We start from the raw sequence: 14,189 nt of genomic DNA, 5'->3' as shown, positions 1-14,189 counted from the left end.
CCCGACGATTGAGCGACGGGAGGCGAGGATGGCGAAACGCTCCGCTACGAAAGCTGCAGCAGGCGCGGACCTCACGCGCTACCGAAGCATGCGAGACTTCACGAAGACGCAGGAGCCATCCGGCGCCAGCGCGGACACGGCCGGGAACGGCTTCGTCGTTCAGAAGCACGCCGCGACCCGCCTCCATTATGACTTACGGCTGGAACTCGATGGCGTGCTGAAGAGCTGGGCGGTGACGCGCGGTCCGAGTCTCGACCCGGCCGACAAGCGCCTCGCGATCCGCACCGAGGATCATCCGCTAGACTATGCCCGCTTCGAGGGCACCATCCCGAAGGGACAATATGGCGGCGGGACCGTCATGCTCTGGGACAACGGGACCTGGGAGCCCGTGCCGGGCAAGGACCCGCGCAAGACGCTCGAGGAAGGGCATCTCCACTTCACCCTTCACGGCCGCCGGATGCGGGGCGAATGGATCATGTTCAGGCTGAAGCCACGCGGGCGCGAGAAAACGGAGAACTGGATCCTGCGAAAGGTGCAGGACTCCTTTGCCGGCGGCTCCGACGATCTGGTCGGTCACTATCTTACCAGCGTCGAGAGCGACCGCACGATGGCCGAGATCGCGGAAGGACAGAAATCCACTCGTCCGGAAGAGGCATCCGCGCCTTGGCCGGGCAAGAAGGCAACTTCCCCGACAAGATCGAAGGCCGCGGACAAGGCGAAGGGTGGGACCCTGCCGCCCCCGCCCTTCCACTCCGTTCAGCTTGCCACGCTGGTCGACACGGTGCCATCCGGCAACGCCTGGGTGCACGAGATGAAGTTCGACGGTTACCGGACGCTCATCGCCGTCGGCGGCGGGGAGGGCCGCGCCTATACGCGTTCGGGTCTCGACTGGACCGACCGCTTCGCCGGCATTGTCGAGGACGCCGCCAGTCTACCGGTGCGGTCCGCCCTGATCGACGGTGAGGCGGTCGTCTTCGACGATGCCGGTCGTAGTGACTTCCAGCGTCTCCAGAACGCGCTGAAGGGCAGTCCCGACACCATCGACTACGTCGCATTCGACCTGCTTGCGCTGGACGGCGACGATCTCACCTCCCTCCCCCTCCTCGAGCGTAAGGGCCGCCTGGAGAAGCTGGTTGGCAAGGGCGTGGGCCGCATACGCTATTCGGAGCACATCCAGGGTTCGGGCGAACGCCTTCTGACCGAGTTTTGCGCCGCCGGCCTCGAGGGGGTCATCTCCAAGCGCGCTGACAGTAAATATATCGGTTCGCGCACCGGCGGCTGGCTCAAGACGAAGTGCATCCGACGCCAGGAGTTTGTGATCGTCGGGTGGACCCCTTCAGACAAGACGCGCGGATTCCGATCGCTGCTTCTCGGCGTGCACGAGGACGGGGTCTTGCGCTACGCCGGAAAGGTCGGCACCGGCTTCGATGGCGACGAGATCGACCGGCTTCTCGATCTGATGAAGCCGTTGGAACGGAAGACGGCGACCATCGAGGCACCCCGCGCGGCGGTGCGCGGCGCCCACTGGATCCGCCCCGCGCTCGTCGCCGAGATCGCCTTCACCGAGATGACCGACGAGGGCACGCTGCGGCATCCGAGCTACGTCGGGCTGCGCGAGGACAAGAAGCCTGAGGCCGTTGTCCTCGAGACCGAAAGGGCCGTCGAAAAGGCCGCATCCACCGAGCCCAGCGTGAAGATCACGAACCGGGAGCGCGTTATCGACCCCGAGGGCGGCGTCACCAAGGGCCGGCTCGCCGACTATTACGCCGAAATCGCGCCGATCATGCTGCCCTGGGCCAGCAGCCGTCCGATCAGCCTCGTCCGCTGTCCGCAGGGGCGTGCGAAGAAGTGCTTTTTTCAGAAACACGATGCCGGCAGCTTCGGCGACAAGGTCCACCACGTTGGCGTGACGGAGAAGGATGGTCACGAGGAGCCCTACCTCTACGTCGACAACGCCGACGGCCTTCTGACCTGCGTCCAGATGGGAACGATCGAGTTCCACGGTTGGGGATCGCGTATCGAGGACGTCGAGAAGGCCGACCGCCTGGTGCTCGATCTCGATCCGGACGAGGGCCTCGACTTCGACAAGGTGCGCTCGGCCGCCTTTCACGTCCGCGAAATGCTGGCTGAGATCGGCCTCGAGACATTCCCGATGACGACAGGGGGCAAGGGGATCCACGTGATCGCTCCGCTGACGCCCCAGGCCGAGTGGCCGATGGTGAAGGACTTCGCGCTCCGGTTCGCGACGGCGCTCGCGCAAGCCCAGCCAGACCGCTTCACGGCCGCGCTCTCCAAGGCGAAGCGCAGCGGGCGCATCTTCATCGACTATCTGCGAAACCAGCGGGGCGCGACCGCGGTAATGCCCTACAGCGTCCGCGCGCGGCCGGGCGCGACGGTGGCGTCGCCGATCACCTGGGAGGAGCTGCACACGCTCGACAAGCCGTCCCACTGGACAGTCGCCGATGCATCCGAGCTGATCGAGCGAGCGTCCGCGAAGGCGCTGGCTGGCTGGGGCCGCGCAGACCAGGTCCTACCGGACGTCTAGTGCCGTTGGCTCACGGTGACGACGGGTCCGCTCCACCTGATGCGCCACGGCTGATGAAGCCCCCAAGATCATACGAAAGCCGACTTAGAAATGTGAGTAATGCGGCAGGCAAGATCGGCCTCCCCGGAAGCGACGACGTAGTAATCGCCGCCGTCGACGATGCCAGTGGTGAAGACGACGTCGCGGACATACATCTGGTCCTCGATCGGACGGGTCAGCTCGGCATTGGCCTCAAGCAAGGGTTCGTGGCAGGTTTTCAGAATGATGCTCGGATCGTCTGGATCGAGAAGCGACCAATAGGTCCGATAGATGCCGACGATCTCCTTGGGTTCGACGCCGTGCCACAAAGTGAGCCAGCCGGGCTCCCCATCGATTTCAGCGAGGATCGGCGGGCTTCCGCCACCCATGCGTGCGGTCGCCACGGTCGCGGCGTGCGGCCGGATTCCGGGCCTAGCCAACGGTTTCCAGAACAGGGCGTCCGGCGAGTGCGCCAAGTTGATCGACGGGCCCGGGCGCCATTCGCTGCCGGGCGGATAGGCGAAATAAAGGTCGCCGAGCGGCCTCGTCTGTGCCCAGAAATGACCGTCGATCCGGCCCTCAAAGATCAGCATGTCCTTGTTCTGGTGATCAAGAACGATATCCTCGAACACCCAGTCCAGCCCGTTGTCCGACGAATATAGGGTGGTCGAATGTCGCTCCGGGCTGACCGAGCAAGTCGTCATCAGCCAGCGATCGTCGACCCGGCTGATCCGGGCATCCTCGACCCCGTAGCATTGCAGACTGTTCTGAGGCGCGATCGCCTTGTCGTAATGAATGGCGACGCGCTCGAGCCCGTCCGGGGAGAGTTCCACCGGAAGCAGCCAGGACAGCGAGGTCAGGGCCATCGTCTTCCAGCCGCCCCCCAGCACCCGGAACTTCCGCGGGTCGGCGGTATCGACATGCTCGAGCGGCCACGCATCGAGCACATACCGGCCCGCCCCCTCTCCCACCCACCGGATTGCATGGACATGCCCGTCGGACACCGGCTCGCGCAACGCCTCGGCAACCCGCACCATCATCAGCAGATTGCCGCTGGCAAGGCGTGTCAGGCCGGGGTTGAAGGCGCCGAGCACATAGGTTTCCGCGTCGAAATGCCCGGCGAGTGGCGAGCGCGCGAGATCGACGTCGTCGGGGACGAGGACCAGCCTGTCGATCGCGTAGGTCATTCCTTGTCCTGCTCGCGCGGCGCGATGACGAGCTGCTGGATGACCGTCCTCTTGGGCTGGGTCAGCAGATAGTGGACACCGACCGCGATATCCTCCGCCCGCAGCATCGTCTCCTCCTCGATCATCGCGCGCTGTTTCTCGGCCGGGATGTCGGGATATTGGAAGTCCGCACCGGTCTTGCCCGGCTCGACCAGGCTGACCGTGATGCCCTGCGGTCCCAGTTCACGGCGCAACGCCTCGGCGAACCCTGCGATGCCTGCTTTCATGCCGGCATAGACGGTCGAGCCAGGGCCCAGCACATGCGCCGACATCGATCCGACCAGGACGATATTGCCGTGATCGGCCAGCATCTCCTGCGCCGCCTTCGCGCTCAGCAGATAGGCGGTGAAGTCGGTCGCGATCGCGTAGCGCACGTCGTCCGTCGACATTTTCGACAGTGCCTGGGCGGGAACAGCGGCGTTGATGATCACGATGTCCGGGTCGCCGAGCCTGACCTTCGCCTCGTCGAAGAAACGGTCGAGCTGGTCCGGCTCGGCCAGGTCCACATTGATGCCGTCGCCGGCACCGACCTCGCGGATCCGGGTGAGCGCGTCTTCGAAATGCTCGGGCGTCCGACCGCAGATGAACACCTCGACGCCCTCGCTCGCGAGCAGGACGGCGATGGCGCGGCCAATGCCGGTCGTACCTCCGGTGATGATGGCCTTGCGGCCTCGCAATTCGGGACGCGCGGTATGGGCGTCGGATAGCTCGGTCATGACGGTCTCCTACTCGCTCCAGCTGATGATCAGACGGCCGCTCGCCGGCGGGTGAAAGTCCACGCGTCCCTTGCCGCAGGGATGTCCCCGCACGGCGTCGCCGCCCGCGGTCACGACGGTCAGTCTCGGAAGCTTGCGCCGCGCGTCACCCACGACGCTCAGCGTGGCGACACAGGTTTCGCCACCGTCGAGCACGAGGCTCAGCGAGCGGTCGCCGATACGCTCGCTCCCGCGGATGAAATGGTCGCAAAACAACCGGAACGGGGCGCCGGATACCGGATGAAAGCTCCGTGTGGAGAAGACCATGGCCGCCCCGGCGCCGTAAATCTCTTGGCCGACCTGGCCCGCACACTGGCCGTCGGGATAAAGATCCTCAAGCGGGAACGAGCGCGCGCGGTCAATATGGCCGTTGCGATTGTCGGTGGCGAGGATCTCCGCCGGCAGCGCGTCGGGATAATAATACCAGGCCCGGTCGAGCGCATATTTGCAATATTCGGCGACCAGCATCCGGACAGCCGGATCGAGGTCCGGGCCGCTCTGGTCGAGATAGACCTCGAACGCGGTGAAGGCGTCGAAGCATTCGTAGACGGCCATATAGGGGGCATCCTGCAGGCAGGTCGCCCCGAGGAAATTCTTGTAGTGGACGGCGTGCTCGAGTCGGCTCTCCCAGATTTCCGTATTGTGGAAAAAGCTCGCCAGATAGACATAGCTCTGCTCGGCGAAGACGACATCATCGCTGATACGGTAGAGCCGCATGCAGGCGGCAGCACCCCAGGCAGTAAGATTGGCTTGGTAGTTGAGGTTGAAGCGCATGCCGATCGCCGTTCTGATCGCCGCCTTGGCCTCGTCGAGAAATCGCGGCTCGCCGGTCAGCTCATGTGCCTGGAGCATGACATAGGCGTAAAGGCCGCCAACGTCGGTCTGCCCGCGATCATCGTTCGCGGTCGCCGTGATGACGCTGAAGTCGGTGACCTTGTACTGGATCGGCCAGCGATAGTCGAAATGACGGGCGGCCTCGATGCAGAAGTCGATGCTGTCAAGGAACAGGCGCCGGGACACGCGATCGCCGGCGAGCGCCATGCGGCCAAGATTGAGCACGGGGTGATAAAGATACCAGCTATCGACGGCATCGGCATCCTTGTCCTTGCCGACATTTGGCAGATAGCGACGCAGCGCCTTGAGCTTCGGATCGTAAAAGCGTCGTAGTCCCCGCCTCAGCTCCGCTTCGAGCGGATGGGGCTCCCCCCTCCACCGCCCCCAGTCGAAGATGGCGGCGAGCACCGAGATCTGGACCATGGAGTCGGGATATTCGCTTGCAGTATAAGGGTGGATGTATCGGCACCCGTAATGGCGGATTGTCGCCTCGGGCGCCTCGTCGAGGTCGCTCAGCGTTCGTTCGGCACGTGCGACCCAATCACGATATTGCGTCGCGGGGAGATCAAGAAGCTTGTAGGCCTCGCCAAGCATCTGCAGGAACTGGCGCGCGGACTCCCGCTCGTGCGGCGCGACGTGGTGGCGAAACACGAGGATGGCATCGGAGAGTGTCACCTCGACCCCTGCGGGCAGCGGATCGGCGGGCGGCCTCCCGGATTGTGCCGGTGCGGGCAGCAGATAACCAAGCTCGGGCCAGCGTCCGCCGACCGCGCCATCGGGGCTCGTGCGGGTTGCCCGATAATAATCGTTCATCGCTGTCAAATTCTGGAAATAGAGCACGTTGCCAAAGGCCGGCGTGTCGACATGGAAGTAGACGATCCCGCAATTGAGCCCGCGCTGCGCCGCCTCGACGATGCCAAGCGCTGCGAGCGGATCGTCATCTTTCCCCAGCGGATAGAGGTCGCGCGGCATGAACGGGATCAGGGTCGGCACCGCGGGCGTAAGGGCCACGGTCATCCGAACATGCTCCAGGCCGTCGCCGCCGGCACGGATCGCAATTTCGTGCACACCCATCGCACTCGTCACGCGGAGCCGGACCGTCTCTCCTGACCTACGCCGCACCACCTTCCAAGTGAAGGCCATGGGAATGAACGCGGCGCGCAGCGCCACTCCGCCTTCATCACGACCGCGGCGAATGACGACCCACAGCGAATTGTCGGCCGAAAGGATCTCGCCCGTCATCGAGCCGACTCGGAAACGCTCGACAGGCGGATCGCCGCTACCACCAAGCGCGTCGCGCAGAGCGATGACATAGGGGCTGGCCGGAACCTCCATGGGGTTCAAGCGAGTTCCCCCAGTGCCTGCCTTCGCTGTCTGCACGGCGCCTCCCGGATGCTCCTAAATGTTTTTGCCGCTGACCTTTTCTGGATAGTCCTCCGGCGTCACCGACCCAACATTCGGGCCGCCTTTTGGGTCCGCAGGCGATTGTCCAGAGCGAACTTGCGGGTCAGGTCCATCTGAGTTTGGCCAAGCGTCTCCGGCTGCGCCGCGTTGTGACCAATCCGTCTGACGTTCGACCAGCTCCTCATTGTCTTCCTGCTTATCGATGATCAGGTTCCCGCATCCCGGAGGAAAGCGGCGGCGTCGATGTGTCAGTCGTGTAGTCTTGGTAACCTATCCCTCAGCGTGAGGCGACCGTGGGCGCCGTCGTCGAGCGCCCGCACGACGCGCTCGGGGTCGCTCGTGATCGGAGTGGAAGATCTTCTCGCGGAAATGAAATCCTCGAGCAAGGTGGTTCGCGCTTGGCCACCTTTAGGCTCTTCGGTCCATCGGCAATGGCGACGACCTGGTGCGTGGTGCGCGTATCGACGTCCCTGCCGGACACCTGATGACCCCCGCCACCTTCACCGACCTCGGTCCCAAATTCCTTGGCATTGGAAGTGCCAACCGTGTCTTTGCCGATCGTCGCGTTACCGTCCGCTGCTTCTCTGGGACAAGGCGCTAAAGCGCGACAACGACGCAAGTTGCATGTCGACAGGTTGCGTGTCGATCCGCCGATCCTAATCTGGAGCAGTACGATTTTCGATTCCCGGCGTTGATGCTCGCCGGGTAGAATTTTCAAGCGGACAAGACGCGACAGCGCGGGTCCAGCCGAGTTGATACATGTTATATTCGATACATTTGCTGAACAATCTCCCATCCTCGACGTTGCGCCATAATCGTAAGAGGGAGGATTGACCATGAAGCCGACACTTTTAGCCATTGCGGCAGCGGGACTCTGGACAGCGGCCGCTACGGCTCAGTCCGTGACCCCCGCCCAGTTCGTCGCCAAAGCGGGTGCGAGCGACAAATTCGAGATCGAGTCCGCGAAGCTCGAAACCTCGTCGGCCAATAGCGCGCTCGCGCAATTTGCCAGCAAGATGATCGCCGATCACACCCAGAGCACGCAGATGGTGAAGCAGGCTGCGATCGCCGACAAGCTCATGCCGAAGCCGCCCATGCTGGATGCAATGCAGGCGAAGGATCTCGCTGCGCTCCGTGCCGCCAAGGGATCGTCCAGGGACGCCCTCTATATCCAGCAGCAGAAGGCAGCACACGCTGACGCGCTGAGCCTCATGCAGAGCTACGCCTCGAACGGCACCGCCCACAATCTCAAGGCCGCCGCCGGGCAGATCGTCCCGGTCGTTCAGATGCACAAGGACATGATCGACAAGATGTGATGTGGCACCTGGGCCGTTCGCAATGCGGGCGGCTCAGCTGGTCTCGAATGCCGTATAGACTGCCATCAGGCGTCGCGACGCGAGGGCGCGGACCCGCGGCGACCGGATGGTCGCGTCGTTGGTGTCGTTGAGCAGTCGAAGCATTTCGAGAATCTCGGGCTTTGGCGTTCCGCTCTCAACTAGATACTGACCCATTAGCGTGAGCAGGTTCGACCATAGGGTCACCGTCCCCTCGGTGACGGATGCAGGGTCGTCGTCCGAGCCTTCGACGATCCGGAGCGGAGGTCTCGCCATGTCAGGCCCGCTTGCGAGCGGGTGCCTTGTTGGTAGTGCGACTCGTTGATCGCACATTGGTCTTCTTTGCGGCCGGCTTGCCGGCAGGCTTGCTGGACGACGACTTCGCGTGAGACGAAGATCCGGTCTTCGCGGCACCCGAACGTGACGGCGAATCCAAGGACTTACGGAGCGCCGACATGAGATCGACGACGTTGCTGCCGCGATTGGACGCGGGCTTGTCCTCGTCGATCTCGAGCGTCCTGCCCTTCTTCTTCCGCTCGATCAGGTCCTTGAGCGCATCCACATAGCGATCATGAAACTCGCCGGCGTCGAAATTGCCGGACTTTTTGTCGATGAGGGTCTCGGCAAGATCGAGCAGGTCTTCGTCCGGCTTCGTATCTCCGATGTCGCGAAAGTAGCTCGCCGCCTTGTTGACCTCGTCGGCGTAGCGAAGTGTCTCCATCACCATGCCGCGGCCGCACGGCTTGATGCTGACCACATATTCACGCCCGCGCATGGCGAGCTGACCGAGACCGATCTTGCGGGTGCGCTTGAGCGCCTCGCGAAGAACGACGAACGCCTCCTCCGCCAGATCGTCGGCAGGCACCACGTAATAGGGTTTTTCAAAGTAGATCATGTCGATGTCATGGCTGTCGACGAACTGGGTCAACTCGAGCGTCTTCTTGCTTTCCAGCTTGACGCCCTCGATCTCCTTCTCGTCGAGCAGGACGTACTCGCCCTTCTCATATTCGAAGCCTTTGATGATCTCGTCTGGATCGACCGGGCCTATCCCTGGCACAACCTTCTCATACTTGATCCGCTTGCCCGAAGGCTCATGGATCTGGTGGAAGGCGACCGTTGCGCCGCTCTTGGTCGCCGAATAGACCTGCACGGGGATCGAGACGAGCGCGAGCCGGATCTGACCCTGCCAATATGGACGTGCCGCCATCGTAAGTCTCCTGTGACGCCTCGGGCGGATTCAAGTCAGATCTGCCCGCTTCGTTCCCTGCTTCGCGATGGGCGCGGCTCAATTCAGTGCGAACGGCCTCGGCGCTCGATCCGACGCGAGCATCGAGCGATTGCTCGATCGATATTAGCGCCCGCTTCGGTCGAGCGCGTGCGGCGGAGCCAAGCGGCAACCAGGGTCGCGTCGGATATCGGCAGCATATGGCCGCCGTCACAAAGCTCCAACTTGGCATCGGGCATGAGTTCCACGACGGACCCGTGGAAGGTTGCGTCAAGGATCCGATCATTGCGGCCGAACAGGATCCGCACCGGCACGTCTATCTCGTGATAACGGGACACCATCCGCTCCAGCTCCTGGGCCAGACCGGCGATGTCCGCGAGCGCGGCAGCTGCGGCCTTGGGGGTGCGGATCGCCATGCCGCCGCCACGAGCGTCGAAATCGTCGGGGGAGGTCGATGGCCAGAAAACATGCTTGCGCCTCGCCTCCGCTGTCAATGCCATGATCGGCAAGGCGAACGTTGATGCCATGACCTTCTGCAGCTGTTCGGATTGGAAGAGGCTCGACCGGAGAAGCCAGGGAACGACCGGCGGCCGTGTCAGCGGTGCCACGAGCGCGAGCCCGCCTACCGAATATGGGTGGTGGAGCGCGACCGCGAGCGAGACCGCGCCTCCCAGCGAATGGCCGATCAGAAGAGGACGTTCGAGACCGAGATGTGCGATCGCCTCAGCAACAAAACCGGCCTGATGTTCGAGAGAGCCGGTCCTGCCTGCCGCCGATGACGAGTAGCCCGACCCGGGACGATCCAAAACAATGATCCGGTATCCGTCCAGTTTATCGACAAAGGAATGACTGAAGTTGCGTATTTGGCCACCAAGCCCATGGATCAGGACGAGTGGCGGGGCCTGCGGATCGCCCATCTCCATGTAGTGCAGGGTTCCCGTCTCGAGCCTGACGATCCTTCCGTCAGCGGGGACGAGTTTGCGCGTCCTTGCGGCGATTAATCGCGAAGACACCGCGCCGGCCAACGCCGCTAACGCCATTCCGGCGCCGGCCCAACCTAGGGCGCGAGCTATCGTCCGATGAGGAAGAGCTCGAACTGCAGAACCGGAACGGCCCGATTTTCTGCTCGCTGCGGTCGCCACCTCAGTGCGACGTCGAATGGGATTCGGACGGATTGCTTCGACCTGCGCGGACCTGCGCCTCCGTCTCGACCGGCGCGCCATGCGGCGTCCGAGCATCCTGCGCGGCGTGCGGAGCCGCCCCGGTTGGCGCACACTTCAAAGGACCCACAGCGGCGGCTCCGCCGGGACCGCCTCCGTCCGAGCGCTTGTCCAGGTCTCCGTTGGTCAGCACCTCCTTGGCGCTCTCTCCTCGCGACGCGTCTCGTTTCGGTTCAGCGGCCACATTATCAGGTCCGTTGCTCGGCATCATTGTCTCCAGTCTCTCCTGCGAACGGGCATCGTCCTCGGTGGCGTAAGGCGAGCGATCGAAGATGTTGCGGAACGTCCGTCGCCTGCGCCGGTTCATCCGCGATGGCCACGATACCATCTCCCATGGAGGCGAAGCTCGTCGAAGAGCTCCCCACGGATTCTGGTTGGCAGTTCGAGCCGAAGTGGGATGGCTTTCGCGCCATCTGCTTCCGCAAGGACAACGACGTCGCCATCACGTCGAGGGCGGGGAAGCGGCTCGACAGGTTCTTTCCGGAGCTAGTCCAGGTCCTCCAGAGCGTGAAAACGAAATGCTTCATGATCGACGGAGAGATCATCCTTCCCATTGGGGACATCCTTTCCTTCGATGCACTTCAGGCAAGGCTGCATCCTGCCCCGAGCCGGATCGAACGCCTGTCGCGAGAGACGCCAGCACAGCTGATGCTGTTCGATTGTCTTGCAATGAACAACTTGACACTTGCATGCGATCCGCTGCGCGAGCGACGGAGAGCATTGGAAGATTTCCACCGGCGCAACTGCGGGCCGTCCCTTCTGCTATCACCGGCAAGCGAAGATGTTGCCCAGGCTCGCCGATGGCTCTCCTCCGCAGGTGGCGCTCTCGACGGCGTCGTGGCGAAACGCCTGGAAGATCCCTACCGGGCCGGCGAACGTGCGATGCGGAAGGTGAAGCAGCAGCGCACGGCCGACTGCGTGATCGGCGGCTTCCGACGGACTTCCGACGGCACGGGCGTCGCCTCGCTGCTTCTCGGACTTTACGACGAGGCCGGAAAACTCAACCACGTCGGCTTCACAAGCGCCATCGCGGCAAAGGAGAAGGCCCATCTGCTCACGACGCTTGAGCCGCTCATAGAAGAGCCCGGCTTCACCGGAAAAGCGCCCGGAGGCCCGAGCAGGTGGAACTCCGGCAAAGAGAATCCCTGGGAGCCGCTCAGACCAGAGTTGGTGATCGAGGTGGTGTATGACCAGGTTACCGGAAACCGCTTCCGGCACGGAACGAAACTGCTGCGCTGGCGCCCCGACAAGGCTCCCGACCAGTGCGACATGGAACAGCTGGAGTACGAACTGCGCCCGGCGGGGCTGTCTCAGCTTAACACCTAGCTCTGTCTTCCCTGAGAGCCGAACCATCGATGGTAGTGCGCGTTGACGCTCTGCAAGGAGAATAGCGAATATGACCCCCCCAAAGCCGGCGACAAGGTGAAGTGGGACAGCTCGGGTGGCGAGGCCCATGGCAAGGTCGTGAAGAAGGTCACGAGTCCGACCCGAATCAAATCGCATAAGGTCGCCGCGTCGAAGGACAATCCAGAATTCATCGTCGAGACCGACGACGGGAAGCGCGCCGCGCACAAACCCGACGCCCTGAAGAAGGACTGAGCCATGGCCACGTTCAAGCCGACGCTCAAGATGGCGTCCAATGCCAAGCGCGGGCTGAAGCTGCGCGACAAGTTCGACCGCGGCGGTACCGAGGTCGGCGTCCGGCGCGCCCGCCAGCTCGCCGATCGGCACGAGCTATCAGAAGCCGACGTGAAGTCGATGCACAGCTACTTCGCGCGTCACACGGTCGACAAGCAGGGCAAGGCACACGAATGGGGATCGAACTCCGATCCATCCGCCGGCTACATCGCCTGGCTGCTCTGGGGTGGCGACGACGGCAAGGAGTGGGCCGACCGCAACGCGGCCAGCCTCGACAAATAGGCTACTACTAGGTCTTCCGATCGACCGGCGGGACCGCATCTGAATCGCCGGTCCTCACGATCCACGACAAAGCGGCGGCGGCGCCCAGCAGGGCGATACCCTTGGGTGCCGATCCACGCCGACCTAGGGCGGCAAGCCCAGCAGTCGCGAGCGCCGAAGACAAGAGCCCTACCCTGCGGGTGCCCACGACGCGAAGGCCAAGTGCACTGCCACGAGAGGTTGCAAAGGCCGCGACGGCCGACGGCGGCGTCTCGTTTTTTTGAGGGACAGGCTGGTCTGCCGCCTGCGTGACGACGTGATCGGCCGCCCACGCCTCCCTTTCGCCCATCGGTCGTGCGGGCCCATCCGTCGTATCGACGACGGTCTGCTTTTCAAGTTCCGAGTTCAGCTCTGCGCCAAACAGGAGGACGTAGCTCGAAAGATAGAGCCAGGTCAGCATGACCACGACGGCGCCAAGCGATCCATAGCTCGCGTCGTAATTGCCAAAGCGGGCGACGTAGAGACCGAACCCCAGCGTCAGGAGCAGCCACAACACGGCGGTCAGGATCGACCCGGGCGTCAGCCAGATCCAGCGAGGCTTCCGGCGGGAAGGCCCGAAGCGATAGAGGGCGGCGGCACCCGCCGCAGCCACGAGGGTCAGCGCGACATAGGCGGCGACCTTTCCGCCCGCGACGACGAACCCGGATGAGAAAGGGATCAGATCCTCGAGGTGGCCGAGCGCCGCGATGGCTACCGTCCCGACCAGCGCCACCATGACCGCGCAACCAGTCATTGCGAGCGCGAGCAGGTTCACGCGGACGAAGCCGCGGGCCTCCTTTTCCTCATAGGCGATGTTAAGGGCAGTGATGACAGATCCCGCGCCGTTGCGCGCGCCGAACAAAGCGATCGCGAGGGCGACCAGCACGCCGAGTCCCTTCTTGCCGTCCGAGCTCTTTACGAGATGCATCAGTTGCTCGCCGATCAGCTTCGCGGCATCGGCCGGCATGACCGATGTCATCGCCCGGACATCATGGATTACGGTCTTCGGCTCGGCGACCAGACCATAAGTGAGCACGACGGCGCCAAGCATCGGCACGAGCGCCAGGAAACCGTAGAAGGACACGCCTGCGGCGACGATGCCGATATTGTCCTCGCTGGCCTCGGTCCAGCTGCGGCGCAGGACGGCTTTCCAGCCCTCTGCCGGGATCGCCCAGGGGCTTTCGGCGAAGCGTTCGGTGCGATCGTCCACAATCCCGGCGTCCTGCAGATGCGCCATGCGTCTCCCTCGATTTATGAGCGGAACGGTAACGCGTGCGGTCGGAACATTTTCCCTGATCGCGTACATCTTTCGCTTCCGACTGATCTGGATTTAGACCGACTTCCATCCGGTTGCCGCGCGCGGCGCACGGTTGCGGCCACGGGCTCGCAGGATGGGAACAACACATCGCTAGGGGCGCTATGCGGACGATATCCAAAAAGGACGTATGATGATCCGCAGCGCGCTGACGATGAGGCTTGCGAACACGAGGACGGGGTCGGTGTGGACGTCGGATACGGCACCTTCGGGGCTCCTGCGGCGGATCTTCAAGCGGCTACGCAGCGACCGCCACGGCCCGGACGGCCCGCTGGTCGTCACGCCGTTCGGCTGAAGACGAGATCGATGACCGCAGCCTCCTGCGGGGGAGATCGCCGAAAGCGCATGACATCTCGACCGAAGTGCCGACAAGCA

13 protein-coding genes are annotated in these 14,189 nt (G+C 63.5%); 6 read left to right on the top strand and 7 right to left on the bottom strand.

All coding sequences use genetic code 11. The annotated features are described in order from the left end of the window. The first annotated feature begins 28 nt into the window (after positions 1–28). Positions 29–2,545, top strand: coding sequence for a DNA ligase D (gene ligD, locus HZF05_RS09995; protein WP_160365915.1), 2,517 nt, complete (start codon positions 29–31; stop codon positions 2,543–2,545). Between the two features lie 68 nt (positions 2,546–2,613). On the opposite strand, the gene HZF05_RS09990 is transcribed toward ligD, so the two are convergent. The 3 genes from HZF05_RS09990 to HZF05_RS09980 are packed head-to-tail and all read right to left on the bottom strand — an operon-like array spanning position 2,614 to position 6,713. Beyond that, positions 2,614–3,750, bottom strand: coding sequence for a glycoside hydrolase family 130 protein (locus HZF05_RS09990; RefSeq protein ID WP_160365914.1), 1,137 nt, complete (start codon positions 3,748–3,750; stop codon positions 2,614–2,616). After that, positions 3,747–4,505, bottom strand: coding sequence for an SDR family oxidoreductase (locus tag HZF05_RS09985; protein WP_160365913.1), 759 nt, complete (start codon positions 4,503–4,505; stop codon positions 3,747–3,749). The genes HZF05_RS09990 and HZF05_RS09985 overlap by 4 nt, the downstream gene beginning before the upstream one ends. A 9-nt stretch (positions 4,506–4,514) precedes the next feature. Further along, a complete protein-coding gene (locus HZF05_RS09980) occupies positions 4,515–6,713 on the bottom strand; it encodes a hypothetical protein (RefSeq protein WP_160366156.1) in 2,199 nt (732 codons plus the stop codon). A 971-nt stretch (positions 6,714–7,684) separates the two neighbouring features. On the opposite strand from HZF05_RS09980, the gene HZF05_RS09975 reads away from it, so the two are divergent. After that, a complete protein-coding gene (locus HZF05_RS09975) occupies positions 7,685–8,098 on the top strand; it encodes a DUF4142 domain-containing protein (RefSeq protein ID WP_343046867.1) in 414 nt (137 codons plus the stop codon). A gap of 33 nt (positions 8,099–8,131) precedes the next feature. On the opposite strand, the gene HZF05_RS09970 is transcribed toward HZF05_RS09975, so the two are convergent. From HZF05_RS09970 to HZF05_RS09960, 3 genes are all read right to left on the bottom strand, one after another. Continuing rightward, positions 8,132–8,392: a hypothetical protein gene (locus tag HZF05_RS09970; protein WP_160365911.1), complete on the bottom strand. Its 261-nt coding sequence runs from the start codon at positions 8,390–8,392 to the stop codon at positions 8,132–8,134. Position 8,393: 1 nt separating this feature from the next. Then, a complete protein-coding gene (gene ku / locus HZF05_RS09965) occupies positions 8,394–9,323 on the bottom strand; it encodes a non-homologous end joining protein Ku (RefSeq protein WP_160365910.1) in 930 nt (309 codons plus the stop codon). Positions 9,324–9,406: 83 nt separating this feature from the next. Beyond that, positions 9,407–10,366: an alpha/beta fold hydrolase gene (locus HZF05_RS09960; RefSeq protein WP_181638836.1), complete on the bottom strand. Its 960-nt coding sequence runs from the start codon at positions 10,364–10,366 to the stop codon at positions 9,407–9,409. A gap of 528 nt (positions 10,367–10,894) precedes the next feature. Here HZF05_RS09960 and HZF05_RS09955 point away from each other — a divergent pair. The 3 genes from HZF05_RS09955 to HZF05_RS09945 all read left to right on the top strand — a co-directional run bounded on the left by HZF05_RS09955 (position 10,895) and on the right by HZF05_RS09945 (position 12,481). Then, a complete protein-coding gene (locus tag HZF05_RS09955; RefSeq protein ID WP_246331853.1) occupies positions 10,895–11,887 on the top strand; it encodes an ATP-dependent DNA ligase in 993 nt (330 codons plus the stop codon). A 96-nt stretch (positions 11,888–11,983) separates the two neighbouring features. Continuing rightward, positions 11,984–12,160: a hypervirulence associated TUDOR domain-containing protein gene (locus HZF05_RS09950; protein WP_343046866.1), complete on the top strand. Its 177-nt coding sequence runs from the start codon at positions 11,984–11,986 to the stop codon at positions 12,158–12,160. A 3-nt stretch (positions 12,161–12,163) separates the two neighbouring features. After that, positions 12,164–12,481: a hypothetical protein gene (locus tag HZF05_RS09945; RefSeq protein WP_160365906.1), complete on the top strand. Its 318-nt coding sequence runs from the start codon at positions 12,164–12,166 to the stop codon at positions 12,479–12,481. A 7-nt stretch (positions 12,482–12,488) separates the two neighbouring features. On the opposite strand, the gene HZF05_RS09940 is transcribed toward HZF05_RS09945, so the two are convergent. Then, positions 12,489–13,736: a YihY/virulence factor BrkB family protein gene (locus HZF05_RS09940; RefSeq protein ID WP_160365905.1), complete on the bottom strand. Its 1,248-nt coding sequence runs from the start codon at positions 13,734–13,736 to the stop codon at positions 12,489–12,491. Between the two features lie 211 nt (positions 13,737–13,947). Here HZF05_RS09940 and HZF05_RS09935 point away from each other — a divergent pair, with 211 nt between their 5' ends. Next, on the top strand, positions 13,948–14,109 hold the full coding sequence (locus tag HZF05_RS09935; RefSeq protein ID WP_160365904.1) for a hypothetical protein: 162 nt from the start codon (positions 13,948–13,950) through the stop codon (positions 14,107–14,109). The last annotated feature ends 80 nt before the right edge of the window (positions 14,110–14,189 follow it).

The organism is Sphingomonas chungangi, from assembly GCF_013778325.1.
GTDB lineage: Bacteria > Pseudomonadota > Alphaproteobacteria > Sphingomonadales > Sphingomonadaceae > Solisphingomonas > Solisphingomonas chungangi.
The sequence above is the reverse complement of the archived record's forward strand: the minus strand, read 5'-3'. Positions and strand labels throughout refer to the sequence as shown.